We start from the raw sequence: 24,789 nt of genomic DNA, 5'->3' as shown, positions 1-24,789 counted from the left end.
GTCAGGCCCGGGCCTCGGAGTCGGTGGCGAGCGGGACGGAGGCGCCGGTCTTGCTGTAGCCGAGGGCCTCGACGATTCTCCCGTCCCGGACCCGCATGAGGTTGACTCCGCGCACCGAGTCCTCGGGGCCGTCGCCGAAGCGGTAGCGCCACAGAATCGTCGCGCGATCGCCGTCGACCCAGACGTCCTCGGGCCCGAACTGGGTGGTGCGGTCGTCGGCGAGCGCCCGCCAGAACGCCAGGCACTCCTGGCGTCCCTCGACGCGCTCCCCGTCAGGGGCCGGCTGGATCGCCTCCATCACGCAGTCCTCGGCGATCAGGTCGTCGAGGACCTCGGGGGCATGGTGGACGAACGCGTGGTTGAAACGGTCGATGACCTCGGCTGTGGTCCGTTGCGGCACTTCGGCTCCTTGGTATGGATAGAACGTTCGGTCTATGAATTTATATCGACCGGTTGATCTACTCGTCAACAAGACCGGGACGCACGGTCAGGCCGGGTTCTTGACGTCAGGCGCGGTAGGTGCGGCGGACGTTGTCCTCGGGCGTGGGAAGGCGCTCGGCGGCGGGGCCTTCGGCGAAGCCCTTCAGCAGGTTGGTCGTCGCGGTGGTGACGAAGGCCCGTGTACGCGCGTCGATCCCGTGGGCCCGCGGCAGGTCGCGGGTGCGTGCCATGAGCGTCTCGGCCCACCGCATGGTCCCCGACGCGAACACCCCGGCCCCGCTCGGGACCGTGTAGTAGGCCGCGTCGGCGAAGCTGGGCCGCCCCACGCAGGTCACCGGCGAGTGGGCGAGGATCTGCAGCGGCCTGGGCGTCGGCACGTCGGTGTTCACCCGGTCGTACTCCACGCCCACGAGGTGCGGGAACGCGTCGCCACGGCGCACGCCGGTGCCCGCGAAGATCCAGTGACGGGGCTCGTGCACCACGAACGGCGCGTCCACGGGATAGCCGTCGTAGTAGACCCCGATGAGCGACGACTCGGGATCGGCCTTCGGCGCCGCCCGGAAGTCGGTCGTCGCCAGCGACGGGCGCGTGCGGAGCAGCGGGTCGCGGTCCACCGCGGTCTTGTAGCAGACCACCAGCTTGCCGTCCTCCTCCATCCGGACGCGGCGGTAGCAGGTGTTGGCGCCCAGGAAGGCCAGGTTGGCCCCGGCGTCGCGGGCCTCGGTCACCGTGCGGCGCACCCCGGGCGTCCAGTACTCGTCGTGCCCGAGGAAGATCACCGAGGAGGCGCCGGTGAGCACGTCGTCGCCGGCCTCCAGGTCGCCGCCCGTCGTGTACGCCAGGGGCAGGCCGAGCCGTTCGGCGAGCGCCACCACCGGCCGCTCGTGGATGAGGAACTTCTCCATGCCGGTGCTGTCGTAGGGCCGGTCGAAGCTGACCGCGAGCGAGCGGCTCTCGTAGCGGCCGTCCTCGCCGTAGTAGAGGCTGTAGCCGCCCCACCGGTTGTACGCCTGCCAGGTGGGGGTGGCGTGGACCAGGACCGTGCGGCCGGCTCCGGAGGCCGAGCGCACGACCAGCGGCACGTACCGCTGGTGGCCGCGCTCGGTGTCCAGGCGCAGCAGGTAGGCCCCCTCCGGCCAGCCTTCCGTGGACACGGTCAGGGAGCGCCGCCACCCGGCGCGTACGGTGCGGGTGTCGCCGACGAGCCGTCCGCGGCCCTGGTCGCGTCCCCTCATCCACCCCGAACGCCACACCCGGCGGGCGAGCGTCCCGCCGTACCAGCCCATCCGGTAGGCCGTCACCCGGTAGCGGTCGTCGGCGGTGGAGACGTGCAGCCCGAACGACTCCCCGGGCAGCACGCTCGCGCGGTCGCCGTAGCCCTCGATCGCCTCGTCGGGTCCCCGCCTGCGCACCCGCCAGTCAGGGTCGCCGGGCAGCAGCCGTTCCGCCACCGGCCTCCTGCCCGGCGACGTGGAGGCGGAGGAGGGCGACGGGGAGGCGGGAGTGGAGCCTTCCCGGGACCCGGGCGCGCATGCGGCGGCGACCGAGCCGACGGCGGCGGCGCACGCGACACGGAGGAAACCGCGTCGTCCGAGCCCGTCACGTGGTGCGACATCCATGATCGCCCATTGTGCCCGCAACGGGGACGTGCCGGGGACGGCCGGCACGCCTGCGAGATACTTGCCTCGGCACGGAATGCATGGGGATCTTTTGAGGCCGGAGGAGGACCGCGGCGGGCGTGGTCGGTTACAGTCGCACAGTGGCAGGCCTCGACCCCCGCGCCGTTCTCAGGGAGCGTCCGTCCATCGGCCTCATCGTGGGTCTGGTCGTCGCCGGAATCTGCGCCCTGGTGTCGTTCTCCTTCGACATCATCAACGGCGAGCCGGTCCAGTTCTTCATCGCGCTCGGGCTCGCCGTGGCCCCCGTGCCGCTGCTGCTCGCGGGAGTGCTCGCCCTCGACCGGATGGAACCGGAACCGCGCAGCAACCTGATCTTCGCGTTCGCCTGGGGCGCCGGCATCGCCGTCCTGCTCGCCGGCGTGCTCAACTCGCTCAACCTCGTCTACGTGGCCCATCAGCTCGGGGACACGACCAGCGCGCGCAACCTCGTCGCCACGTTCGGCGCCCCGCCCGTGGAGGAGACGGCCAAGGGGCTGGTCCTGCTCGGGCTGCTGTGGTTCCGGCGGCAGGAGCTGGACGGGCCCACCGACGGGATCATCTACGCCAGCATGGTCGGGCTCGGCTTCGCCATGTCGGAGAACGTCAGCTACTACCTCGCCGCCCTCGAGGAGAACGGCGCGCAGGGGCTGGCCGCCACGCTCGTGCTGCGGGCCGTGCTGTCGCCGTTCGCCCATCCGCTGTTCACCTCCCTGATCGGCATCGCTGTCGCGTACGCCGCCCAGCGCGGCGGCGCGGTGGGGGTCGTCGTCATCGTCATCGGGTGGATCGGCGCCATGCTGCTGCACGGCCTCTGGAACGGCTTCGCCTCCTTCGGCGGCCTCGGCGGGCTCGCCATCGCCTACCTGCTGCTGATGATCCTGCTCATCGTCGAGCTCATCGTGATCTTCCGGGACAGACGGCGGATCGTCGGCCTGATCCAGCACTACCTGCCGCCGTACGAGCGCAACGGGCTGATCAACCAGGCCGACATCTTCATGCTGTCGTCCCTGCGCCGCCGGCGGCAGGCCAGGGCGTGGGCCAAGGCCCACGGCGGCAGGGCCGGGGCACGGGCGATGATCGACTACCAGGTCGCCTCCACCGAGCTCGGGCTGCTGCACGCCCGAGCGGCCCGGGGCGGGGTGGACGAGGAGACCTTCCGCGTCCAGCAGCGGTCGCTCGCGGACCTCATGGCCTACGCCAGGCTGTCGTTCCCGCTGCCGGAACGCCACCAGGCGAACGCCGCGCGGGGGGTGCCTCCGCCGGGGTACGCGCCGGGCGCCCCGCCCCCGGGCCGGTGGCCAGGCGGTGGCCCCGCGGTGCCGCCCTGGTATGGACAGCAACCGGGCGGGCCGGGCTACGGTCCGCCGCCGGGCGGGCCGCCGCCCGGATACGGGCACCCGCTGGGCGGTCCCGGACAGCCGCCGGGCCCGCCACAGGGCCCGCCACAGGGCGGTCCTGGGCCCGGTGCCGGGCCCGGCGACCCGCGGCGCTGATTCCGCGCCGCGGCACGATCGCGGTGCCGCTTGGCCCGGACGGCCGGTGCGTGTTTCAATCACTGTGCGCGGTGGCCACTTGATGGGTGGGCTCCAGGAGGGCGTGCGGCGATGCCGCACGCGTTCTTCTCGTACGACAGCCCAAGACGGCGCGACCTTCCCCGAAGGCGTGCCCGCCCACCATGAGGAGAACCCCCCACCATGAGCACCACAGCGCAATCCCCGCGTTGGAGATCGCTGCCCCTGAGATCGGGGCGAAAGCTCGCCGTACTCGCCGCGGTGGCGGCCGTGCTCGCCGGTCTCGTCGCGGTCCTGACGCAGACCGCGGCCGAGGCGCACGGCGCGCTGCAGGCGCCCGCGAGCCGCACGTACGCGTGCTACACCGACGGTCTCACCGGCGGCCAGATCATCCCGAACAACCCCGCCTGCAAGGACGCCGTGGCGGCCGGCGGCACCCAGCCTCTCTACGACTGGTATGGCGTGCTCCGCTCCGACGGAGGCGGCCGAACCCGGGGCTTCATCCCCGACGGCCAGCTGTGCAGCGGCGGTTTCAGCAAGTACGCCGCCTACGACGCGCCCAGGACCGACTGGCCGACCACCACGCTGAAGGCGAACAGCACCTATGACTTCGTCTACGGCGCGTGGGTGCCGCACCCCGGCGGCTTCAAGCTCTATGTCACCAAAGACGGATGGGACCCGACCAAGCCGCTGACGTGGGCCGACATGGAGGAGCAGCCGTTCCTCACGGTCGACCCCGAGCCCGCGGTCACCAACGGCGCCTACCGCTTCTCCGGCAAGCTGCCCGACAAGAGCGGCCGGCACATCATCTACGCCGTCTGGTACCGGTCCGACAGCCAGGAGACCTTCTACGGCTGCTCGGACGTGAACTTCCTCAACGACGGCGTCTCGCCCAGCCCTTCGCCGAGCGCCTCGCCCACCAGGAGCCCGTCGCCGAGCCCCTCGCCCTCCCCGACGTCCGGGAACCCGGCGTGCACGGCCACGGTGAAGCTGACCAACACCTGGCAGGGCGGCTTCCAGGGCGAGGTCACGATCAAGAACACCGGCACGGGCCCGCTCAACGGCTGGTACGTCCAGTGGCAGATGTCGAACGGCGCGACGATCACGCAGGCGTGGAACGGGACGTCCATGCAGAGCGGGCCGTTCGCGATGATCCACGCCCCGGAGTGGAACTCCTCGCTGGCCCCGGGGGCCTCGGCCACGGCCGGGTTCCTCGGCAGCGGGTCGGCCACGCCGTCGATCAGCGACATCAGCTGCGGCTGAGCGGGGCCTGATCTCGCCGGGCAACGGCCCGGCGCCGGGTGAGTCCGCGGGAGACGCCCGGGGATGCCGTCACGGCGGCCCCCCGGGCGTTGCGCGATGGGTGGGCGGAGGAGGATCCGCCTCGTACCCGCGGTGCGATAGCCACTGTGGGTGTGGCCTCACCTCCCTCTGGGGATGGTGGGAGCGCTCCCACGTGGCCCGGACCCTAACGTGCCGCGCCGTCACCGGCCAGTGGACGGGCCTCCGGGGGTCCTGTCCGCCCAGCTCAGGGCGGGCCGCCCGATGAAAGTTTCGTCGCGCCGCCGGTCGTGCCGCCCGTCGTGCCGCCCGCCGTGCCGCTCGTGGAGGTCGTCCGGCGAGGCGCGATTCAGCCGGCCAGCGCGCGGTCGAGCGCGGTCTCGCGACGGCCGAGGAAGCGCGGCGAGGAGTGCAGGACCATGCTGTCCAGCAGGCCCTTGGCGGAGGCGGGGAACTCCCTGACGGCGTAGACCACCGTCTCCATCGGCCAGTCGCGGCTGGAGTCGTCGCCGACGCCGAACGCGTCCAGCCCGGCCGCGCGGCACAGCGCGACGGCCCGGGGGAGGTGGAACACCTGGGTGACGACGACGAGACGGGACGCGCCGAAGATCTCCTTGGCCCGTACGCAGGAGTCCCACGTGTCGAACCCGGCGTAGTCGAGCACGATCCTTCCGGCCGGGACGCCGTGCGCGATCAGGTAGTCACGCATGATCGAAGGCTCGTCGTAGTCCCTGCGGCTGTTGTCGCCGGACAGCAGCAGGGCCCGCACCCTGCCCGTGCGGTACAGCTCGGCGGCGATGTCGAGCCGGGCGCCCAGCATCGCACTGGGCTGCCCGTTCCAGACGCCCGCGCCCAGCACGAGCGCGGCCGGCATCGCGGGCACCTCGGCGGTCCAGCGCGTGCCCGGCTCCGCCGTCACCCGGTAGGCGGCGCTCGTCAGCCAGGCCCAGGTCATCGGCGCCAGCGGTAGCACGCTCAGGGCGACCAGCCCCTGGAAACCCCGGCGCAGGGCCGTACGCGACCAGGTCCAGGGGCGGATGACCTGGGACAGGACGCCCTTGCGGGACGAGGAGCCCGGTAAGCCGGCCACCTCGGGTCACACGCCCGCGTGGTGGAGCTCCGGCTGCTCGGGAGCGGGGGCGGGCGCGGGGCCCCGGGTCCGCATCAGGAAGACGACGCGCAGCGCGCAGACCCACACGAGCGTCGCTCCCAGCACGTGCAGGAGCACCAGCGCCGCGGGGACGGCGAGGAAGTACTGCACGTACCCGACCACGCCCTGGGACAGCTCCACCCCGAGCAGCACGAGCGCGGCGCGCCGGACGCGGCCGGGGGAGTCGGTGACGTGCAGGGCGAACAGCAGGGCGAACGTCAGCCCGACGACGACGTAGGCGATGTCGGTGTGCAGCCGCACCACGCTCTGGATGTCGAAGCCGAAGCGGGAGGCCGCCTCGTCTCCCGAGTGCGGCCCGGTGCCGGTCACCACCATCCCGGCCAGCAGCAGCGCGAGGGCGGCCGCGGTCAGCACGTATCCGAGCGTGCGGATGTCCCTGTGGACCACCCGCTCGGGAGGGGCGTCGCCCTCGTCCGCCCGGGCGAACAGCACGACGGCGGCGGCGATCATGCCGATGGACAGCAGGAAGTGGACGCTGACGGTCACCGGGTTGAGCATCGTGTGGACCACGACGCCGCCCCACAGGGCCTGGACGAGGACGCCGGCCGGCTGCAGCAGCGCGAGCCGTAGCAGAACCGGGCGGCCGCGCTCGCCCCGCGACAGCCGCCACGCGGCGATCACGCAGGGGACCGCGACCGCGAGCACGAGGAACGCCAGCAGCCGGTTGCCGAACTCGATCGCCATGTTGAGGGGCGCGTGGGTGTCGATCCTCGCCGGCACGAAGCTGTCCGGCGTGCAGCGCGGCCACGTCGGGCAGCCGAGGCCGGAGCCGGTGACGCGGACGGCGGCGCCGGTGACGGTGATGCCGACGTTGACCACGATCGCCGCCAGGGCCCACCGCCGCATCGACTCGTTCGTCGGGAACATGAACGAGCGATAGAAGGCGAGCAGCGTGCCGCGGATCCGGTCAGTCGTGGGATTCACGGAATTCATCGTAGGCGGCCGTGTGGGTGGTCCCTTCTCCGGGCCGCGCGCCGTCCGGCGAGTTCAGCGCCGCCCCCGCTCCTTCGGGTCCGCCCGGGTACGCGCTGATCGTTTCCCTGGCGGGGGCCGGTACGATCGGCCGTACGGGACCGAGGAGGGCGGTGGCCGGTCGATGGGCGGGGCGTGGGACGGACCGGCGGGCCGCGAGCGTGACGGCCTTCGCGCGCCGGGCGCCGGAGCGCGGCAGAACCTGCGCGAGCAGGTGGCGCAGGCGCTGCGCGACGCGCTGGTGGCCGGGGAGATGCGGCCCGGCGTCGTCTATTCGGCCCCCGCGCTGGCGGTCAGGTTCGGGGTCTCGGCCACACCCGTGCGGGAGGCGATGCTCGACCTCGCCAAGGAGGGCCTGTTCGAGGCCCTGCGCAACAAGGGATTCCGGGTCGCGGAGGTGTCCGAGCGCGACCTCGACGAGATCATCGAGATCAGGCGGCTGATCGAGGTGCCCACGGTGGCCCGGCTCGCCGGAGAGTCCCGGAGCGCGGAGGCCGAGGCCCTGCGCCCGCTCGCCGAGGAGATCGTCTCGGCCGCCGGGAGGGGCGACCTGCTCGCCTACGTGGCCGCCGACCAGCGGTTCCACCTCGCGCTGCTGGCCCTGTCGGGCAACGCCCGGCTGGTCGAGACGGTCAGGGACCTGCGCGCCCGGGCCCGGCTCTACGGGCTGCGCGGGCTGCCCGACGCGCGGATGATGGCGGCCTCGGCGCGTGAGCACCTCGACCTTCTCGACGCCCTCGTACGCGGCGACGTCCAGGCGGCGGAGCGCCTGATGAACCACCATCTCCAGCATGTGCGCGCGATCTGGTCGGCCGACCCGGCGCAGCCGGAGGCCGGGCCGCACGGGTAGGCGAAACGCGGCCGGCGTGGCCTCCGGAAAACCGGAGGCGCCGGCGGGTGCGCGGTTCCTAGGATCACCGCGTGGAGACGCCGAGCCCGGTCGACCTCGCCGCCGACCGCGATCTGCTGCCGGAGATCTACCGCCTGCGCGCGGAGTGCCACCGCCTCGACGCGCCGGAGGAGCCGTTCGCGACCGAGCAGGTGTGGCGGGGCGTCGTGCTGCACCCGCCGGCGCTCGTGACCCGCCTGCATTGGGTTGTCGAGGGGGGAGCCGTCGAGGGCGGGTACGCCGGGCTGTCGTGGATCCGCGGGGCCGCGGGCGCCTCGGTGGAGGTCTGTGTGGCGCCGTCCCGCCGACGGCGCGGTCTCGGCCGGGCGTTGCTGGAGACCGTCGCCGTGTACGCGCGGACGCTCGGGTGCGCCCGTCTGGTGGGCCGCCACGCGGGCCCGAGCGGCGCCGCCTTCGCCGCCGCCGTGGGCGCGACGCCGGGAAACAGCCAGATCGTCTCCGTGCTGACCCTTCCGCCGGAGGGCGACGCGCGTCCGGTGCCCGGATACCGGTTGTGCTCGTGGATCACCCGGGCCCCGGACGACCTCGTCGAATCGTACGCCCGGGCCCGCAACGCGATCTCGGACGCACCGCACACGGAGGGGGCCGACGAGCCCCGGTGGACCGTCGAGACGGTGCGCGACTTCGAGGAGGCGCTGGTGCTGCGGGGCCGCCGGCAGCGCGTCACGGTCGCCCTGGACGGCGCGGGAGAGGTCGCGGGCTATACCGAGCTGCGCGTGTCGCCCGACACCGGAGCCGTCGCGGGCGTCGACGACACGGCGGTCGTCGCCGCGCACCGGGGGAGGGGCCTGGCCACCTGGATCAAGCGGGAGTCGTTGCGGCTGCTGGCCGCGGACCGGCCCGACGTCGCCCTGGTGACCACCGCGAACGACGCGTCGAACGCCGCGATCCTCGCGGTCAACCGGGCGCTCGGGTTCCGGCCCGTGTCCACCTGGACCGACGCCGTCCTCCGGCTGTAGTCCACCGGCCTGACCCGTACGGCTCAGCCGTCGCCGGCGCGGGTGGCGCCGATGGAGGCGACGACCACGCAGCCGATCGCCGCCCACTCGCGGACCTGGAGCACCTCGTGCAGGACGAACAGGCCGACGAGCGCGGCGGCGGCGGGCTCCAGGCTCATCAGGATGCCGAAGACCCGCTTGGGCATCCGGCGCAGGGCCTCCAGTTCCAGCGAGTAGGGGATGACCGAGGACAGCAGGCCGACGCCGGCACCGATCAGCAGGATCTCGGGCCGCAGCAGGTCGCTCCCGCCCGCGGTGACCCCGATGGGCGCGACGACGATCGTGGACACGATCATGGCGAACGACAGCCCGCTCGCTCCGGGGAAGCGGGCGCCGGTGGCCGCGGAGAAGACGATGTAGGCGGCCCAGCACGTCCCCGCCAGCGCCGCGCACCCGATGCCGACCCAGCTCGCGGTGCCCGCCCCTCCCCAGGGGGCGAGCAGGATCACGCCCGCGGCGGCCAGCGCCACCCACAGCAGGTCGAGCCGGCGGCGGGAGGACACCACGGCCAGGGTGAGCGGCCCGATGAACTCGATGGCCACCGTGATCCCGATCGGCAGCCGGGCGAGGGCCTCGTAGAACGACAGGTTCATCAGGCCGAGGCTGAGCCCGAACGCGACGCCGACGGCGAGGTCGCGCCGCGACAGCCCGCGCACCCTGGGCCGGACGACCGCCAGCAGCATGACGGCGCTGGTGGCGATGCGCAGGAAGACCACGGCCGAAGGGGGCAGCTGCGTGAACAGGTTCTTGGCCAGTCCGGCGCCCACCTGGACCGACAGGATGCCCAGCAGCACCAGCCCCGACGGCGGTATCGCGTCCGAGGCGGCCCGCAGGGCCCTGCCCGGCGACGGCCTCATGCGATACGGCTCGGCTCCCGGAAGGGATTCAGCGGTCATGCCGGCGACCCCACAAAATCGCATTGATCACGGACAAACCCCGCAATCATATGCGCCGGCCGTCAGACCGCAGGTAGGGCCCCCGGCGTCGTCACTCCCAGCGGAACGTGCGGGCGGCCAGGGCGAGCGCGGCCACCGTCCAGCACAGCAGCACGAGCAGCGCGCCGCCGGGGAAGCCGCCGCCGTCGCTCAGGACGGTCCGCAGGCCGGAGGTGAGCGCGCTGATCGGCAGCAATCCGAGCACGTGCTGCACCCCGGCCGGGAACCGGTCCAGCGGGAACAGCACGCCGCCGAGCCCGAGCAGCACCAGGTAGACGAGGTTGGCCCCGGCCAGCGTGGCCTCCGCCCGCAGTGTGCCGGCCATGAGCAGGCCGAGGCCGCTGAAGGCCGCCGTGCCCAGCAACAGGAGCGGCACGGCCCACAGCGGGTCGCCGTGCGGCGACCAGCCGAGCGCGAGCGCCACCGCGACGATCACCACGACCTGCAGCGCCTCCACGGCGACGACCGCGACGGTCTTGGCCAGCAGCAGCCCGGTCCGTGAGAGCGGGGTCGCGCCCAGGCGCTTGAGCACGCCGTACCTGCGCTCGAAGCCGGTCGCGATCGCCTGCCCGGTGAACGCGGTCGACATGACCGCGAGCGCGAGGATGCCGGGGGCGACGAAGTCGACACGCGCGCCGCCGCCGAAGTCCACCAGCGGAGCGGTGGAGAAGCCGACAAGCAGCAGGATCGGGATGATCATCGTGAGCAGGAGCTGCTCGCCGTTGCGCAGCATGGCCCGGATCTCCGCGCCCGCCTGGGCGAGGACCATCCGGTGCAGCGGCGCGGCTCCCGGCCGCGGCGTGAGGTTCAGCGTGGCGATCGTGCTCACCGCAGCTCCCTGCCGGTCAGTTCGAGGAAGACGTCCTCCAGTGTGCGCCGCTCGATGCGCAGGTCCTCGGTGGTGACGCCCTCGGTGGCGCACCAGGCGGTGACGGTGGCGAGCAGCTGCGGGCCGACCTGCCCCTCGATGATGTAGTGCCCCGAGGGCGACTCCTTGGCGGCGCTGCCCGGCGGCAGCGCGGCCAGCAGTTCCTCCAGGTCGAGTCCCGGGCGCGCGCGGAACCTGAGCTGGCGCTCGGCGCCGGTCAGCGACGCGGGCGTGCCCTCGGCCACCACCCGGCCGTGGTCGATGACCACCACGTGGTCGGAGAGCTTCTCGGCCTCGTCCATCTGGTGGGTCGTCAGCACCACCGACACCCCGGCGGCGCGCAGCGCGGCGACCAGGTCCCAGCAGGCGTGCCGTGCCTGCGGGTCGAGCCCGGCGGTCGGCTCGTCCAGGAAGACCAGTTCAGGCCGCCCGATCACCGCCGCCGCGAGCGACAGACGCTGCTGCTGGCCGCCCGACAGCCGCCGGTACGGCGTGCGCGTGTGGCCGGTCAGGCCGAGCACGCCGAGCAGGGCGTCGGGGTCGAGCGGGTGGGCGTAGAACCGGGAGACCGTCCGCAGCCACTCGCCTGCGCGGGCGGCGGGAGGCACGCCTCCCGTCTGCGGCATGATCCCCAGGCGCGGCCTGAGGGCGGGGTCGGCCGGGTCCAGGCCGAGCACGCGCACGGTGCCGCCGTCCGGCCGCCGGAAGCCCTCACAGATCTCGATCGTGGAGGTCTTGCCCGCGCCGTTCGGCCCGAGGATCGCCGTGACCGCGCCCCGCGCGCAGGTGAGGGTCAGCCCGTCGACGGCCGTGGTGCTTCCGTAGCGCTTGACCAGCCCGTCGATCTCGACCGCCGGCGCGCCGTCGCCCGCGCTGCCGAGCGTGCTCTCGAACGTGCTGTCAACCCCCGGCACTCCCACCGGCCTCCCCTCACAGGACCGACCGCCGGAGCGGGCCGGATGCGGGCCGCCCTGTCAGTCGTCGACGGCATCGAGTCTAGGGAGCGGGAGCCGCGCTCTCGTCGGCGAGTGCCGCCATTCCAGCCCAGGGAGGTAAAGGATGCGGAAAAGTCCCATCGTCGCAGGTTAGGTAAGGCTTACCTGCGTGAGAAATTGCATCTCCGCCGACCCCGCCTTGGGTTTGTCGCCGGGGAAGGAATTACGGCACACTGATGTTGTGAAAAACGTGCAGGGGAAGCAGAACGCCGAGAAGGCCGTGGTGACGCGGCCCGTTCCGGCATCCCCTGTGCACATGGACATCAGTGCCGAGCGCGGCACCCGGGCCAGGGTGGCGCGTCTCATCCTGGAGCACGGCCCGGTGACCGCGGCGGCGCTCGGTGAGCGGCTCGGGCTGACCCCGGCCGCGGTGCGCCGCCATCTCGACGCGCTGCTGGCCGAGGGCATGATAGAGCCGCGTACGGCCCGCCCGCGCGCCCAGCGGGGGCGCGGCAGGCCGGCGAAGATGTTCGCGATCACCGACGCGGGGCGCAGCGCCTTCGTCCACGCCTACGACGACCTCGCCGGCAGCGCGTTGCGCTTCCTGGCCGAGCGCCTGGGCGGCGAGGCGGTGTCGGAGTTCGCGCGGGCGCAGGTGTCCGGGCTGGTCGGCCGGCTCGAGGCGCTGATGCGCGAGGTCCCCGCCGACCAGCGGGTCCGCGTGCTGGCCGAGGCGCTGTCCACCGAGGGCTACGCGGCGTCGGCGTCCGCGACGGGCAAGGGCGGCGAGCAGCTGTGCCAGCATCACTGCCCGGTCGCGCACGTCGCGGCGCAGTTCCCGCAGCTGTGCGAGGCGGAGACCGAGGCCTTCGCCCGGCTGCTGGGCACGCCGGTGCAGCGGCTCGCCACGATCGCCAACGGCGACGGGGTCTGCACCACCCACGTGAGTTCACACGCGCTCGCCGCACGGCACGCGCGTCCCGATCTATCGACCGCCGATTCATCGATCGCCGATCTATCGGCCGCACATCTATCGAGCACATCGACGAGCAAGGAGTCCGGAAGGTGACTGTCACCGACCGCCCGGAGCTGGAAGGCCTCGGGAATTACAAGTTCGGCTGGGCCGACACGGACGTGGCCGGGGCCACCGCCCGGCGTGGGCTGTCCGAAGAGGTCGTCCGCAACATCTCCGCGCTCAAGAACGAGCCGGAGTGGATGCTCGACCTGCGCCTCAAGGGCCTTCGGCTGTTCGGGAAGAAGCCGCTGCCGACCTGGGGCTCCGACCTCACGGGCATCGACTTCGACAACATCAAGTACTTCGTCCGCTCGACGGAGAAGCAGGCCGCGTCCTGGGACGAGCTGCCCCCCGACATCAAGAACACCTACGACAAGCTCGGCATCCCGGAGGCGGAGAAGCAGCGCCTCATCGCCGGCGTCGCCGCCCAGTACGAGTCCGAGGTCGTTTACCACAAGATCCGTGAGGACCTCGAGGAGAAGGGCGTCATCTTCGTCGACACCGACACCGGCCTGCGTGAGCACGAGGAGCTCTTCAAGGAGTACTTCGGCACGGTGATCCCGGTGGGCGACAACAAGTTCGCCGCGCTGAACACCGCCGTGTGGTCGGGCGGCTCGTTCATCTACGTGCCGCCGAACGTGAACGTCGAGATCCCGCTGCAGGCCTACTTCCGGATCAACACCGAGAACATGGGCCAGTTCGAGCGGACCCTGATCGTCGTGGACGAGAACTCCTACGTCCACTACGTCGAGGGCTGCACCGCGCCGATCTACTCGTCCGACTCGCTCCACTCGGCGGTCGTCGAGATCGTCGTGAAGAAGGGCGCCCGCTGCCGCTACACGACGATCCAGAACTGGTCGAACAACGTCTACAACCTGGTCACCAAGCGCGCGGTGGCGTACGAGGGCGCGACCATGGAGTGGATCGACGGCAACATCGGCTCCAAGGTCACGATGAAGTACCCGGCCGTCTACCTGATGGGCGAGCACGCCAAGGGCGAGACGCTGTCGGTCGCCTTCGCCGGCGAGGGCCAGCACCAGGACGCGGGCGCCAAGATGGTGCACCTCGCGCCCAAGACGTCCTCGACGATCATCTCCAAGTCCGTGGCGCGCGGCGGCGGCCGCACGTCCTACCGGGGCCTGGTGCAGATCGAGGAGGGCGCGGCCGGCTCGGCCTCGACCGTCAAGTGCGACGCGCTGCTGGTCGACCAGATCAGCCGCTCCGACACCTACCCCTACGTGGACGTCCGCGAGGACGACGTGTCGATGGGCCACGAGGCCACGGTCTCCAAGGTGTCGGAGGACCAGCTCTTCTACCTGATGAGCCGCGGCCTCGGCGAGGACGAGGCGATGGCCATGATCGTGCGCGGCTTCGTCGAGCCGATCGCCCGCGAGCTGCCCATGGAGTACGCCCTGGAGCTCAACCGCCTGATCGAGCTGCAGATGGAAGGAGCGGTCGGCTGATGGGCCTGGAGACCAAGCCGCTGTCGACGCTGCACGAGAAGTCGTCGTACGACGTGGCCGACTTCCCGGTGCCGACGGGCCGCGAGGAGGAGTGGCGCTTCACGCCGCTGTCGCGGCTGAAGGGGCTGCACAACGGCACGGCCGCCGTCACCGGCGGCGTCGTGGTGGACGTCGAGGCGGCGCCCGAGGTGCGCGTCGAGACCGTCGGCCGTGACGACGCCCGGCTCGGCAAGGCCTACACGCCGGCCGACCGGGTGAGCGCGCAGGCCTACTCGTCGTTCGAGAAGGCCACCGTCGTCACGGTGCCGAAGATGACGGCCGCCTCCCGGCCCACCGTGATCACGCTGCGGGGGTCCGGGGCGGGCGCCGCCGCCTACGGGCACATCCTCGTGTCGGTGGAGCCGATGGCCGAGGCCGTGCTGGTCCTGGACCACCGCGGCAGCGCCGTCTACGCCGACAACGTCGAGTTCGACGTGGCCGAGGGAGGGACGCTCAAGGTCGTCAGCCTGCAGGACTGGGACGACGACGCCGTGCACGTCTCCCACCACCACGCGCGGCTCGGCAAGGACGCGACGTTCCGCTCGTTCGTGGTCACCCTCGGCGGCGACCTCGTACGGCTGTCGCCCTCGGTGTCGTACACCGCTCCGGGCGGCGACGCCGACCTGACCGGCCTGTACTTCGTGGACGAGGGCCAGCACCTGGAGCACCGCCTGCTGGTGGACCACAGCGTGCCCAACTGCCGCAGCAACGTGACCTACAAGGGCGCGCTGCAGGGCGACGGCGCCCACGCGGTCTGGATCGGCGACGTGATCATCCGGGCTGAGGCCGAGGGCACCGACACCTACGAGCTGAACCGCAATCTCATCCTCACCGACGGCGCCCGCGCCGACTCGGTGCCGAACCTGGAGATCCTCACCGGCGAGGTCGCGGGAGCGGGCCACGCGTCCGCCTCCGGCCGCCTCGACGACGAGCACATCTTCTACCTGCAGGCCCGCGGCATCCCGTTCGACGAGGCCCGCCGCCTGGTCATCCACGGCTTCTTCGCCCAGCTGCTGGAGAAGATCGAGGTGCCGGAGATCCGCGAGCGCGTCCTGTCCGCGGTCGAGGCGGAGCTGGCTCGATGAGCGCCGAGACCGCCCACTGGGAGAAGGTCTGCCAGGTCGGCGACATCCCCGACGGCGGCGTCATCGGCCTGGAGGTCGGGGAGACGCCCGTCGCGGTGGTGCGGACCGGCGGCGAGGTCTTCGCCCTGCACGACGTGTGCTCCCACGCCGAGGTCCGCCTCAGCGAGGGCGAGGTCTACGACCACACGCTGGAGTGCTGGCTGCACGGCTCCTGCTTCGACCTGCGCAGCGGCAAGCCCACCGGGCCGCCCGCGACCAGGCCCGTCAACGTCTACCGAGTCAAGATCGAAGGCGACGACGTGTACGTCTCGCTCTCGAAGGAGTAAATACAAGTGTCCACCCTTGAGATTCGTGACCTGCACGTCGCCGTGGGCGACAAGGAGATCCTGCGCGGCGTCGACCTGACGGTCCGCAGCGGCGAGACGCACGCCATCATGGGCCCCAACGGCTCGGGCAAGTCCACGCTGGCGTACGCCGTCGCGGGGCACCCCAAGTACACCGTCACCTCCGGCACCGTGCTGCTCGACGGCGAGGACCTGCTGGAGATGTCGGTGGACGAGCGCGCCCGCGCCGGCCTGTTCCTCGCCATGCAGTACCCGGTCGAGGTGCCCGGCGTCAGCGTGTCGAACTTCCTGCGCTCGGCGATCACCGCGGTCCGCGGCGAGGCGCCCAAGCTGCGCGAGTTCGCCAAGGAGCTGAAGGGGGGCATGGACGCGCTGTCCATCGACCCGGCCTTCGCCCAGCGCAACACCAACGAGGGCTTCTCCGGTGGCGAGAAGAAGCGCCACGAGATCCTCCAGCTGGAGCTGCTCAAGCCCAAGATCGCGGTGCTGGACGAGACCGACTCCGGCCTCGACGTCGACGCCCTGCGCGTCGTGTCCGAGGGCATCAACCGGTTCCGCGCCTCCGGCGACACCGGCGTGCTGCTGATCACCCACTACACCCGCATCCTGCGCTACGTGAAGCCGGACTTCGTCCACGTCTTCGCCGGCGGGCGCGTGGTCGAGGAGGGCGGCCCCGAGCTGGCCGACAAGCTGGAGGCCGAGGGCTACGAGGCATACGTGCGGGACGCGCGAAAGGCTGACTCGGCGAAGGCGGCGTCCGCCTGATGAGTGCGCCCGGCTTCGACGTGGAGAGGATCAGGAAGGACTTCCCGGTCCTCGGCCGCGAACTCCCCGGAGGCAGGTCGCTGGTCTACCTCGACTCCGGCAACTCCTCCCAGAAGCCGACCCAGGTGATCGAGACCATGCGCGATCACCTGACCTGGCACTACGGCAACGTCGGCCGGGCGCTGCACGTGCTGGGCAGCGAGTCGACCGAGGCGTACGAGGCGGCGCGCGACAAGATCGCCGCGTTCGTGAAGGCCCCGTCGCGTGACGAGGTCGTCTTCACCAAGAACGCCTCCGAGGCCCTCAACCTCGTGGCGTACGCCTTCGGCAACCCCGTCGGCGAGGACGAGCGGTTCCGGATCGGCCCCGGCGACGAGATCGTCATCTCGGAGATGGAGCACCACTCCAACATCGTGCCGTGGCAGCTGCTCGCGCAGCGGACCGGCGCGACGTTGCGCTGGTTCCCCGTGACCGACGAGGGCCGCCTCGACATCGGGGGCCTGGAGGAGCTGGTCAACGAGCGCACGAAGATCGTGTCGATCGCGCACCAGTCGAACGTGCTCGGCACGGTCAACTCGGTCTCGCCGATCCTGGCCCGCGTGCGCGAGGTCGGCGCGCTGCTGATGCTCGACGCGTCGCAGTCGGTGCCCCACCAGCCCGTGGACGTGACCGAGCTGGGCGTCGACTTCGTCGCGTTCACCGGCCACAAGATGGTCGGGCCGTCCGGCATCGGCGTCCTGTGGGGCCGCCGCGAGCTGCTCGACGCCATGCCGCCGTTCCTCGGCGGCGGCGAGATGATCGAGGCGGTCTGGATGGACCGCTCGACGTACGCGCCGGTGCCGCACAAGTTCGAGGCGGGAACGCCGCCCATCGTCGAGGCGATCGGCCTCGGCGCGGCGGCCGACTACCTGACCGCCGTCGGCATGGACCAGATCAAGGCGCACGAGAAGGAACTGGTCGCGTACGCGCTGGAGGCGCTGCCGGAGGTCCCCGGGCTCAGGATCATCGGCCCGCGCACGCCCATCGCCCGCGGCGGCACGATCTCGTTCACGCTGGAGGGGATCCACCCGCACGACGTGGGGCAGATCCTCGACGACGTGTACGGGATCGCGGTGCGGGTAGGTCATCACTGCGCCCGGCCGCTCCACCTCAGGTTCGGAATTCCGGCGACCACGCGGGCGTCTTTCTACCTGTACAACACGACGGCCGAGATCGACGCACTGGTCCGCGGCCTCCACCACGTGCAGAAGGTGTTCGGCTGAGCCATGATCGGTGAATCCATGTACCAGGAGCTGATCCTGGAGCATTACAAGCATCCCCAGGGCCGGGGCCTGCGTGATCCGTACGACGCGGAGGTGCACCACGTCAACCCCACCTGCGGCGACGAGGTGACGCTGCGGGTGAAGGTGGCCGACGGCGGCAAGGTGCTCGACGTGTCCTACGACGGCCAGGGCTGCTCCATCAGCCAGGCCGCCGCCTCGGTGCTGCACGAGCTCGCCACCGGCTCCACGGTGGAGGAGTCGCTGTCGGTGGTGGAGGAGTTCACCCGGCTCATGCAGGGCAGGGGCCAGGTGGAGCCCGACGAGGACGTGCTGGGCGACGCGGTGGCGTTCGCCGGTGTGGCGAAGTTCCCCGCCCGCGTCAAGTGCGCGCTGCTGGCCTGGATGGCCTACAAGGACGCGCTGATGAGGAGCCAGGGATGACCGGCCGCCCCGGCCGCGTTGGGAAGTACGGCGCCGTCCCGCGGGCGCCGCGAGGTGAGGAGACGACGTGAGCAAGCCGACCGAGACCCCGACGGGAACCGCGACCGAGGCGGCGACCGGGACCTACGACGGGGAGAGCTCCCTTGACGACGTGCTCGAGGCGCTGAAGGACGTCGTCGACCCCGAGCTGGGGATCAACGTGGTGGACCTCGGCCTCGTTTACGGCGTCAACCTCGATCCGGCCGGCGAGGGCGAGCGCCCGATCGCCACCATCGACATGACGCTGACCAGCGCCGCCTGCCCGCTGACCGACGTGATCGAGGACCAGGCCAACTCGGCGCTCGCCGACCTGGTCTCCAATGTGGTCATCAACTGGGTCTGGCTGCCGCCGTGGGGTCCCGACAAGATCACCGACGAGGGCCGCGACCAGCTTCGCATGCTCGGTTTCAACGTCTGACCGGCCGGACCGGGGCCGGTTCTGCCACCCGTGTGTCCGGGGCCTCGCGCCCCGGACACACGCGTTCCGGCGATCGTTTCCCGGAGCGTTCACGACGCGGTGCTCGCGACGCGGGTGCTCACGACACGGCGCTCCCGCCGCCGTCCGCCCGGCAAATCGCCGTCGCGGCGCGGGAATGCCGTACAGTTGTTCTTTGCTTTGCTTTGTGCGACGTGAGTTACGGGCGTCCGTGGGATGCCGCCACCCGGCGGTCTCCACTTCTGCGGGACGCGCTCACGGCATCACCCGGGCGCAGGCCGCTTCATTCTCCGGCCCGCGGCGCCCCGATCGGTACGGCTCGCCTGCCGTACCTGTACAGGCTCGTCCTTTCGCAGAAGTGACGCGCCCACGTGTTCCGGCACGTTCTTTCTACGAAAGGCACGATTTCGTGACCATGCTTGACCTCGGTGAGGGCACCGAGACCCGCGCCGAGTTCGCACTGCTGGGTCTGCCCAAGCCGCTCGTGGCGGGGCTGGCCCGGCAGGGCATCACCGCGCCGTTCCCGATCCAGCGGGCGGCCATCCCCGACATCCTCGCCGGGTACGACGTCCTCGGCCGGGGCCAGACCGGCTCCGGCAAGACGCTCGCCTTCGGCCTGCCCACGCTGACCAGGATCGCGGGGGAGAAGGCGCGCCCCGGCCGACCCCGGGCCCTCGTCCTGGTGCCCACCCGCGAACTGGCCCTGCAGGTGGCCGACGCCCTCGAACCGCTCGGCCGCGGGCTGTCGCTGCGCACCCGCACGGTCGTCGGCGGCATGTCCATGGGCCGCCAGATCGAAGACCTGCGCCGGGGGGTCGACGTCGTCGTCGCCACGCCCGGCCGCCTCACCGACCTCATCGAGCAGGGCGAGTGCGCGCTGGACGACGTCCAGGTCACCGTCCTCGACGAGGCCGACCACATGTGCGACCTCGGGTTCCTGCCCGTGGTCAGCGCGCTGCTCGCGCGCACGCCCGCCGACGGGCAGCGCCTGCTGTTCTCCGCGACGCTCGACGGTGACGTGGACACGCTGGTCAAGCGCTTCCTGACCGACCCGGTGATCCACTCCCTGGACCCGGCCACCTCCTCGGTGGAGACGATGGAGCACCACCTGCTCCAGGTGCACCGCGACGACAAGGCGGACGTGACGGCGGAGATCGCCAACCGGGACGGCCGTACGATCCTGTTCGTCCGCACCCAGCACGGCGTCGACCGCGTCGTGAAGCAACTCGCCCGGTCGGGGGTCCGCGCGGGCGGTCTGCACGGCGGCAAGCGGCAGAACCAGCGCACCCGCATCCTCGACGGGTTCCGCGAGGGCACCATCGGGGTGCTCGTCTGCACCGACGTCGCCGCCCGCGGCATCCACGTGGACGACGTGAGCCTCGTGCTGCACGTGGACCCGCCGGCCGACCACAAGAGCTACCTGCACCGGGGCGGCCGTACGGCCCGTGCGGGCGAGCGCGGCGTGGTGCTGACGCTGGTCCTGCCGAGCGAGCGCCGCGCCACCGAGTCGATGACCCGCAAGGCGGGGGTGGCCCCGTCCCGTCACCGGGTGGCGCCGGGCGATCCGATCCTGGCCGAGATCGCCGGGGCCCGGCGGCCGAACGGCGCGGCCGTTCCCGTGTGGGAGCCCGACGTGCGCAGGCCGCTGCGGCCCGCGCGGGACGACCGGGCGCCCGGCCGCCGACGGCACGGCGGAGACCGTCATCGCGGCGCCGACCGTCCGGGTGACGGCGACGGCCGGCGCAGGCGGTCCGAGCAGGGCGAGCGGCCTCGCGGTCCCTGGACCGGCGACGGCCGGGCCGACGGCCGCGCCGAGACCGGCGGCGGCCACCGCCGTGGCCGCACGGGCGGACACGGCGGCCAGGCCGGGCACGGTCAGGCCGGGTACGGGAGCCAGGCCGGATACAGCGGCCAGGGCGGTCAGGGCGGGTACGGCGGCCAGGGCGGACGCCGCGGCCGCGGAAGCCGCTTCACCGGCCGCTGAGTCCTCCTCACCGCGCTGCCTTGAGCACCACCTCCACCGGGCCGTCCGTACGGGCGGCCCGGTGGCATGTGCGGGCCGTTCCTCAAGCGGGGCCCGGGGCGGCTACCCCGGCGCTCCTGCCGAACCCGCGAACTCCGCCAGATCCGGTCGAGCCACGTTCCAGGAAGAACTCCCGCAGCAGCCGGACCTGATCAGCCAGCACGCCCCCGCCATCCCGGCGGGCGCCCTCAAGCAGAGTCCATAACTCATCCTCTGTCACAGCCGGACGCTACAGCCCGCCCAAGGCTCTCGCTTGCACAAAATATGTAGACCGGTCTACTATCCTGCGCATGGTCGGAACCGAAGGAGCCGAGACCAGTGCTCGGCTGGTGGAGTCGATGCCCGAGCTGATCCGGCGGCAGGGCTGTCGCTTGGTCCGCGGTGCTCCGGCGTTCACGCCGGGGGTGACGCCGCACTGCGCGGCCCGGGCGCTCGCCGTACCGCGCGACGGCGCTTTCCACGACAACGGGGCGTCCCTGGGTGAGCGTGCGGAGGTGTCGTCGTGAGCACCGGGGACCGGCACGCGCTGGTCCTGGGCGCGACCGGCTTCGTCGGACGCCACCTGGTGCTCGCGCTGGGTCATGCCGGCGTCCGGGTGAGCACGGCCGGCCGGAGCCCTGAGTCCTACCGGAGGCTCGCCCGCTGGCTGGCCGAGCACGGGCATGACGAGGCCCCGGCCGACCTCCGGGCCGACTTCACGACGCCGTCGCTGATCGAGGGGGCGCTGATCGAGGGGGAGCTGATCGAGGGGGAGCTCGACGACGTCACGGAGGTCTACAACTGCGCCGGCGCTTATCGGTTCGGCATGTCGGCGGACGAGGCCCGCCGTGCCAACGTCGGCAGCGTCCGCGCGGTCGTCGCCTTCGCGGCGCGACTGCCGCGGCTGCGCCGCCTCGTCCACGTCTCCGGCTATCGCGTGGGCCGGCAGGACCCCCGTCCCTGGAGCGAGGAGCAGCGGCGGGAGACCTACCGGGCCCTGGGCGCGTACGAGGCGTCCAAGGTGGAGGCGGACGCCGTCTTCCAGTCAGAGGCGGAGCGGCTGGGCGTTCCCTGGTCGGTCGTCAATCCGGCCAGCGTGATCGGCGACAGCGTCACCGGTGAGTCCGGCCAGTACCTTGGGCTCGCGTCGACCCTGCGCGACCTCTGGCGGGGCGGCCTCGCGGCGGTTCCGGGGAACGCGCGGACGTTCGTCCCCGTGGTCGCGGTCGACTACCTCGCCCGGTTCATGACCCTGCTGCCGGTGGACGAGACGGCCGTGCGCGCCTCCTACTGGCTGCTGGACGACGACACGCCCGCCCTGCCCGGCCTGCTCGCGCTCGTCGCGGAGCACTACCGGGTCAAGGCGCCCCGGGCGCGGGTTCCGGTAGCCGTGCTGAAGCGCCTGCCCCGCCGGCTCACGAAGGCCGACCCGGAGACGCTGACGTTCCTGTCGAGCGACCGCTATCCCACCGGCTCGGCGCGGGCCTTCGCCGCCCGTCACGGGCTGACCATGCCGGACACCGCCACGACGATCCGCCGCTGGGCCGACCACCTGGCGGCGAGCCGGTTCGGGGACGCCCCCGCCGGCGGCAGACGGTTCACCGGCCCGGGTGGGGTGCGGACGTTCGAGCTCGGCGAGCCGGGCGCGCCCACGGTGGTGCTGCCGGGCCTGCCGGTCAACGCCGACACCTGGGCGCCGGTCGTCGCCGCGCTGGGCCAGGCCCGCGCCGCCGACCTGCCGGGGCTGGGGATGAGCGCGGGAGGCCGCGACGACTGGCCGTCATGGCTGACCGCCCTCGTCACCGAGACCGGCGCACGCCACCTGGTCGGTCACTCCATCGGCGCCGCGGCCGCCGTCGAGGCCGCGGCCGCCCATCCGGACGCGGTGGACCGGCTCACGCTCGTGGCGCCGTTCTTCCTCCAGACGCCCCCCGCTCGCGCCGCCCGGCTCCTGGCCCGCCGGTACCTCGACCGGGTCTCACCCCGGGCGCTGGCCGAGCGGCTCACCGGAGACCCGGCGCACGCGGCCGCCCTCCACACGAGCGTGGCGGATCTGCGCCGCGGCGCCGCCGCCACCGCCGCCCGGCTCCTGGCCGCCACGGCGTCGCCCCGGTGGAGGGCGGACCTGCGGGCCGAGCTGACGCGCTACCCGGGACACGTGCACATCGTCGTAGGCTCCCGCGACCCTCTCAGCACGGAAGGGCGGGCCCTTCTGGACACGCTCCCGCCGGCCACCGTGACGGTGATCGCGGGCGCCGGCCATCACCCCCAGCTGACGCACCCCGTGGAGGTCGCCCGAGCCGTCGCGCTCGTAACCCGTCCCCGGGGGCGCGAGCCGTTCAGCCCTTCAGGCCGCTCAGCACGATCCCGCGGGTGAAGTAGCGCTGGAAGGCGAGGAAGAAGGCGATCGACGGCAGGGAGGCGAGCAGGCCGCCCGCCATGATCGCGCCCTGGTTCTGCGCGCCCGTGAAGTAGGAGTTGAGGCGGGCGAGCGCGACCGGGATGTTCGCCATCTCGTCGCTCTGCACGATGATCAGCGGCCAGAGGAAGTTGTTCCACTCCGCGAGCACGACGAAGATCGACATTGCGGCGAGGGCCGGGCGCAGCAGCGGCAGCACGATCTGCCACCAGATGCGCCACTCCCCGGCGCCGTCGACCCGGGCGGCCTGGATGAGCTCGTCCGGGACCGAGTGGAGGAACTGCACCAGGAAGAACAGCACGAACGCCTTGGCCAGCGCCGGGACGATGTAGCCCTGGTAGGTGTCCAGCCAGCCCAGGTTCCGCATGATGACGTAGTTCGGCACCAGGGTGGTCTGCCAGGGCACCATCATCGAGGCGACGATCAGCAGGAAGATCAGCCGCCGCCCCGGCACTCGATGCTTGGTGATCACGTACGCCGCCAGCGAGGCGATCAGCAACGACCCGACCGTGATCGCGACCGTGATCACCAGGCTGTTGAACATGAAGCGGCCGAACCCGAAGTCCACCTGGAACCGCTGGAAGATGCCCTGGAGATGGCCGGGGTTGACCTGGGTGGGGGAGTAGCCGGGGTCGTAGAAGTTGTTCAGCGTGGGATGCTCGGGCACGAACGACGGCGGCTGCCGGTTCAGCTCCGTCACCGGCTTGAACACCGTGATCAGCATCCAGTAGAACGGCGCGATCATGGTGAGCGACAGCAGGTAGAACGGCAGGCGCAGCAGGTGGCCGCGCCAGGTGGTGCCCGCCCCGGCGGCGGGCGCCTGCCGGGGCGCGGCGGCCGGGTCGGCGACGATCGGTGTGGTCGTGGGAGCGACGGCCATCACAGCTCCTTCAGGGCGCGGCCGATGCGGAGGTTGACCATGCTGAGGGCGAAGATGATCAGGAAGAGCACCCAGGCGACGGCCGAGGCGTAGCCGAGCTTGAAGTGCGTGAAGCCCTGGTCGTAGAGGTAGGGCACGATCATCAGGCCCGAGTCGAGCACGCCGCCGATGTTGTTGGTGCCCCGGAACACGATGTAGACGGCTTCGAAGACCTGGAAGGCTCCGATCAGGCCGGTCACGACCACGTATGTGGTGACCGGGCGCAGCAGCGGCAGCGTCACCCGGCGGAACTGCTGCCAGGTGCCGGCGCCGTCGATGCGGGCCGCCTCGTAGTACTCCTGCGGGATCGTGTTGAGCCCGGCGACGTACAGGACCATCCCGTAGCCCATCCCGCCCCACACCGACATGAGCACGAGGATGGGGATCGTGAGCCCGGGGGTGGCGAGCCATTCGACGGCCCTGCCGCCGAACCAGGTCACGGCGGTGTTGGCCAGACCGAAGTCGCCGGGGTTGAAGATCCACTTCCAGAGCAGCATGAGCGCGATCGACGAGGTCACCGAGGGCAGGAAGAAGATCGTCCGCATGATGCGGTGCGGCCAGCTCGACCCGCTGAAGGCCAGCGCCAGGCCGAGCGACAGCAGCGTGCCGATCCCGACGGACGCCACGACGTAGACGAACGTGTTGCCGAGGGCGTGCCGGAACCGGTCGTCGTCGAACAGCAGGCGCCGGAAGTTCTCCAGGCCCTGGAACTCGGGGGCGTTCACCCCGTCGAACTTCGTGAAGCTGAGGTAGAGCGAGTTGGCCAAAGGCCAGACCAGGAACCCGGCGAACAGGCCGAGGAACGGCAGCAGCATCAGATAGGAGGTGCCGTAGCGGCGCCATCGTTGCCGGGGCGCGGCGGCGTGGGTTGCCATGTCGT

The 24,789-nt window shown here is 72.0% G+C and carries 24 protein-coding genes; 15 read left to right on the top strand and 9 right to left on the bottom strand.

Translation table 11 applies throughout. The annotated features are described in order from the left end of the window. Position 1: 1 nt before the first annotated feature. Together HHX35_RS30430 and HHX35_RS30425 are read right to left on the bottom strand one after the other, a co-directional pair. Positions 2 to 400, bottom strand: coding sequence for a nuclear transport factor 2 family protein (locus tag HHX35_RS30430; RefSeq protein ID WP_182902090.1), 399 nt, complete (start codon positions 398 to 400; stop codon positions 2 to 4). Positions 401 to 506: 106 nt separating this feature from the next. Continuing rightward, positions 507 to 2,060, bottom strand: a complete 1,554-nt coding sequence (locus HHX35_RS30425) for a N,N-dimethylformamidase beta subunit family domain-containing protein (RefSeq protein ID WP_182902089.1) — start codon at positions 2,058 to 2,060, stop codon at positions 507 to 509. A 140-nt stretch (positions 2,061 to 2,200) separates the two neighbouring features. Here HHX35_RS30425 and HHX35_RS30420 point away from each other — a divergent pair, with 140 nt between their 5' ends. Further along, on the top strand, positions 2,201 to 3,592 hold the full coding sequence (locus HHX35_RS30420) for a PrsW family intramembrane metalloprotease (protein WP_182902088.1): 1,392 nt from the start codon (positions 2,201 to 2,203) through the stop codon (positions 3,590 to 3,592). Positions 3,593 to 3,793: 201 nt separating this feature from the next. Next, on the top strand, positions 3,794 to 4,873 hold the full coding sequence (locus HHX35_RS30415) for a lytic polysaccharide monooxygenase (protein ID WP_182902087.1): 1,080 nt from the start codon (positions 3,794 to 3,796) through the stop codon (positions 4,871 to 4,873). 367 nt (positions 4,874 to 5,240) lie between these two features. On the opposite strand, the gene HHX35_RS30410 is transcribed toward HHX35_RS30415, so the two are convergent. Continuing rightward, positions 5,241 to 5,981 carry an ElyC/SanA/YdcF family protein gene (locus tag HHX35_RS30410; RefSeq protein WP_310739403.1) on the bottom strand — a complete coding sequence of 247 codons (741 nt, stop codon included), beginning with the start codon at positions 5,979 to 5,981 and terminating at the stop codon, positions 5,241 to 5,243. A 6-nt stretch (positions 5,982 to 5,987) separates the two neighbouring features. Further along, the gene (locus tag HHX35_RS30405) at positions 5,988 to 6,995 is read right to left on the bottom strand and encodes a heme A synthase (protein ID WP_182902086.1); all 1,008 of its coding nucleotides are present in this window, start codon (positions 6,993 to 6,995) and stop codon (positions 5,988 to 5,990) included. A 163-nt stretch (positions 6,996 to 7,158) separates the two neighbouring features. Between HHX35_RS30405 and HHX35_RS30400 the strand changes: the two genes are divergently transcribed. Together HHX35_RS30400 and HHX35_RS30395 are read left to right on the top strand one after the other, a co-directional pair. Next, a complete protein-coding gene (locus HHX35_RS30400; RefSeq protein WP_182902085.1) occupies positions 7,159 to 7,884 on the top strand; it encodes a GntR family transcriptional regulator in 726 nt (241 codons plus the stop codon). Positions 7,885 to 7,955: 71 nt separating this feature from the next. Then, complete coding sequence (locus HHX35_RS30395) at positions 7,956 to 8,903, top strand: GNAT family N-acetyltransferase (protein ID WP_182902084.1); 948 nt, start codon at positions 7,956 to 7,958, stop codon at positions 8,901 to 8,903. A 23-nt stretch (positions 8,904 to 8,926) separates the two neighbouring features. Here the strand turns inward: HHX35_RS30395 and HHX35_RS30390 are convergent, their stop codons facing one another. From HHX35_RS30390 to HHX35_RS30380, 3 genes are all read right to left on the bottom strand, one after another. Continuing rightward, a complete protein-coding gene (locus HHX35_RS30390) occupies positions 8,927 to 9,838 on the bottom strand; it encodes a DMT family transporter (protein ID WP_182902083.1) in 912 nt (303 codons plus the stop codon). Between the two features lie 91 nt (positions 9,839 to 9,929). After that, a complete protein-coding gene (locus HHX35_RS30385; protein WP_182902163.1) occupies positions 9,930 to 10,646 on the bottom strand; it encodes an ABC transporter permease in 717 nt (238 codons plus the stop codon). 56 nt (positions 10,647 to 10,702) lie between these two features. Next, positions 10,703 to 11,659 carry an ABC transporter ATP-binding protein gene (locus HHX35_RS30380; RefSeq protein WP_182902082.1) on the bottom strand — a complete coding sequence of 319 codons (957 nt, stop codon included), beginning with the start codon at positions 11,657 to 11,659 and terminating at the stop codon, positions 10,703 to 10,705. 337 nt (positions 11,660 to 11,996) lie between these two features. On the opposite strand from HHX35_RS30380, the gene HHX35_RS30375 reads away from it, so the two are divergent. The 11 genes from HHX35_RS30375 to HHX35_RS30325 all read left to right on the top strand — a co-directional run bounded on the left by HHX35_RS30375 (position 11,997) and on the right by HHX35_RS30325 (position 22,948). Beyond that, a complete protein-coding gene (locus HHX35_RS30375; protein WP_139573246.1) occupies positions 11,997 to 12,749 on the top strand; it encodes a metalloregulator ArsR/SmtB family transcription factor in 753 nt (250 codons plus the stop codon). Continuing rightward, entirely contained in the window at positions 12,746 to 14,158 is a 1,413-nt protein-coding gene (gene sufB / locus HHX35_RS30370) for a Fe-S cluster assembly protein SufB (protein ID WP_030507291.1), read from the top strand. Before HHX35_RS30375 ends, sufB begins: the two co-directional genes overlap by 4 nt. Further along, a complete protein-coding gene (gene sufD / locus HHX35_RS30365) occupies positions 14,158 to 15,282 on the top strand; it encodes a Fe-S cluster assembly protein SufD (protein ID WP_139573123.1) in 1,125 nt (374 codons plus the stop codon). Before sufB ends, sufD begins: the two co-directional genes overlap by 1 nt. Further along, positions 15,279 to 15,608 carry a non-heme iron oxygenase ferredoxin subunit gene (locus tag HHX35_RS30360; RefSeq protein ID WP_182902081.1) on the top strand — a complete coding sequence of 110 codons (330 nt, stop codon included), beginning with the start codon at positions 15,279 to 15,281 and terminating at the stop codon, positions 15,606 to 15,608. The genes sufD and HHX35_RS30360 overlap by 4 nt, the downstream gene beginning before the upstream one ends. Before the next feature lie 6 nt (positions 15,609 to 15,614). Next, positions 15,615 to 16,391 carry a Fe-S cluster assembly ATPase SufC gene (gene sufC, locus HHX35_RS30355; RefSeq protein WP_182902080.1) on the top strand — a complete coding sequence of 259 codons (777 nt, stop codon included), beginning with the start codon at positions 15,615 to 15,617 and terminating at the stop codon, positions 16,389 to 16,391. Continuing rightward, positions 16,391 to 17,653, top strand: coding sequence for a cysteine desulfurase (locus HHX35_RS30350; RefSeq protein ID WP_182902079.1), 1,263 nt, complete (start codon positions 16,391 to 16,393; stop codon positions 17,651 to 17,653). Before sufC ends, HHX35_RS30350 begins: the two co-directional genes overlap by 1 nt. A 3-nt stretch (positions 17,654 to 17,656) precedes the next feature. Then, positions 17,657 to 18,094 carry a Fe-S cluster assembly sulfur transfer protein SufU gene (gene sufU / locus HHX35_RS30345; RefSeq protein WP_139573119.1) on the top strand — a complete coding sequence of 146 codons (438 nt, stop codon included), beginning with the start codon at positions 17,657 to 17,659 and terminating at the stop codon, positions 18,092 to 18,094. Positions 18,095 to 18,161: 67 nt separating this feature from the next. Then, entirely contained in the window at positions 18,162 to 18,551 is a 390-nt protein-coding gene (locus HHX35_RS30340) for a metal-sulfur cluster assembly factor (protein WP_139573118.1), read from the top strand. A 433-nt stretch (positions 18,552 to 18,984) separates the two neighbouring features. Beyond that, positions 18,985 to 20,553 carry a DEAD/DEAH box helicase gene (locus HHX35_RS30335; RefSeq protein ID WP_182902162.1) on the top strand — a complete coding sequence of 523 codons (1,569 nt, stop codon included), beginning with the start codon at positions 18,985 to 18,987 and terminating at the stop codon, positions 20,551 to 20,553. A 329-nt stretch (positions 20,554 to 20,882) separates the two neighbouring features. Then, positions 20,883 to 21,098 (top strand): hypothetical protein, encoded by a 216-nt coding sequence (locus HHX35_RS30330; protein WP_182902078.1) that lies wholly within the window; start codon positions 20,883 to 20,885, stop codon positions 21,096 to 21,098. Next, the gene (locus tag HHX35_RS30325; RefSeq protein ID WP_182902077.1) at positions 21,095 to 22,948 is read left to right on the top strand and encodes an alpha/beta fold hydrolase; all 1,854 of its coding nucleotides are present in this window, start codon (positions 21,095 to 21,097) and stop codon (positions 22,946 to 22,948) included. The genes HHX35_RS30330 and HHX35_RS30325 overlap by 4 nt, the downstream gene beginning before the upstream one ends. On the opposite strand, the gene HHX35_RS30320 is transcribed toward HHX35_RS30325, so the two are convergent. Continuing rightward, positions 22,911 to 23,870, bottom strand: a complete 960-nt coding sequence (locus HHX35_RS30320; protein ID WP_182902076.1) for a carbohydrate ABC transporter permease — start codon at positions 23,868 to 23,870, stop codon at positions 22,911 to 22,913. The two genes, HHX35_RS30325 and HHX35_RS30320, sit on opposite strands and share 38 nt — an antisense overlap. Next, on the bottom strand, positions 23,870 to 24,784 hold the full coding sequence (locus HHX35_RS30315; RefSeq protein ID WP_182902075.1) for a carbohydrate ABC transporter permease: 915 nt from the start codon (positions 24,782 to 24,784) through the stop codon (positions 23,870 to 23,872). Before HHX35_RS30315 ends, HHX35_RS30320 begins: the two co-directional genes overlap by 1 nt. Positions 24,785 to 24,789 lie beyond the last annotated feature (5 nt).

The sequence above is a fragment of the Microbispora sp. H10830 genome (assembly GCF_014161375.1).
Taxonomy (GTDB): domain Bacteria; phylum Actinomycetota; class Actinomycetes; order Streptosporangiales; family Streptosporangiaceae; genus Microbispora; species Microbispora catharanthi.
Note: the sequence above shows the minus strand (reverse complement) of the source record. Positions and strands in the feature narration are given on the sequence as shown.

Excerpts from the sequence above, each read along its gene's own strand:
- HHX35_RS30330 (WP_182902078.1), top strand. The coding sequence starts at position 20,883 with ATGGTCGGAACCGAAGGAGCCGAGACCAGTGCTCGGCTGGTGGAGTCG.
- HHX35_RS30320 (WP_182902076.1), bottom strand. The coding sequence starts at position 23,870 with ATGGCCGTCGCTCCCACGACCACACCGATCGTCGCCGACCCGGCCGCC.
- HHX35_RS30405 (WP_182902086.1), bottom strand. The coding sequence starts at position 6,995 with ATGAATTCCGTGAATCCCACGACTGACCGGATCCGCGGCACGCTGCTC.
- HHX35_RS30375 (WP_139573246.1), top strand. The coding sequence starts at position 11,997 with ATGGACATCAGTGCCGAGCGCGGCACCCGGGCCAGGGTGGCGCGTCTC.
- sufU (WP_139573119.1), top strand. The coding sequence starts at position 17,657 with ATGATCGGTGAATCCATGTACCAGGAGCTGATCCTGGAGCATTACAAG.
- sufD (WP_139573123.1), top strand. The coding sequence starts at position 14,158 with ATGGGCCTGGAGACCAAGCCGCTGTCGACGCTGCACGAGAAGTCGTCG.
- HHX35_RS30350 (WP_182902079.1), top strand. The coding sequence starts at position 16,391 with ATGAGTGCGCCCGGCTTCGACGTGGAGAGGATCAGGAAGGACTTCCCG.
- HHX35_RS30390 (WP_182902083.1), bottom strand. The coding sequence starts at position 9,838 with ATGACCGCTGAATCCCTTCCGGGAGCCGAGCCGTATCGCATGAGGCCG.
- HHX35_RS30360 (WP_182902081.1), top strand. The coding sequence starts at position 15,279 with ATGAGCGCCGAGACCGCCCACTGGGAGAAGGTCTGCCAGGTCGGCGAC.
- HHX35_RS30315 (WP_182902075.1), bottom strand. The coding sequence starts at position 24,784 with ATGGCAACCCACGCCGCCGCGCCCCGGCAACGATGGCGCCGCTACGGC.
- HHX35_RS30425 (WP_182902089.1), bottom strand. The coding sequence starts at position 2,060 with ATGGATGTCGCACCACGTGACGGGCTCGGACGACGCGGTTTCCTCCGT.
- HHX35_RS30335 (WP_182902162.1), top strand. The coding sequence starts at position 18,985 with ATGCTTGACCTCGGTGAGGGCACCGAGACCCGCGCCGAGTTCGCACTG.
- HHX35_RS30400 (WP_182902085.1), top strand. The coding sequence starts at position 7,159 with ATGGGCGGGGCGTGGGACGGACCGGCGGGCCGCGAGCGTGACGGCCTT.
- HHX35_RS30415 (WP_182902087.1), top strand. The coding sequence starts at position 3,794 with ATGAGCACCACAGCGCAATCCCCGCGTTGGAGATCGCTGCCCCTGAGA.
- HHX35_RS30385 (WP_182902163.1), bottom strand. The coding sequence starts at position 10,646 with ATGGTCCTCGCCCAGGCGGGCGCGGAGATCCGGGCCATGCTGCGCAAC.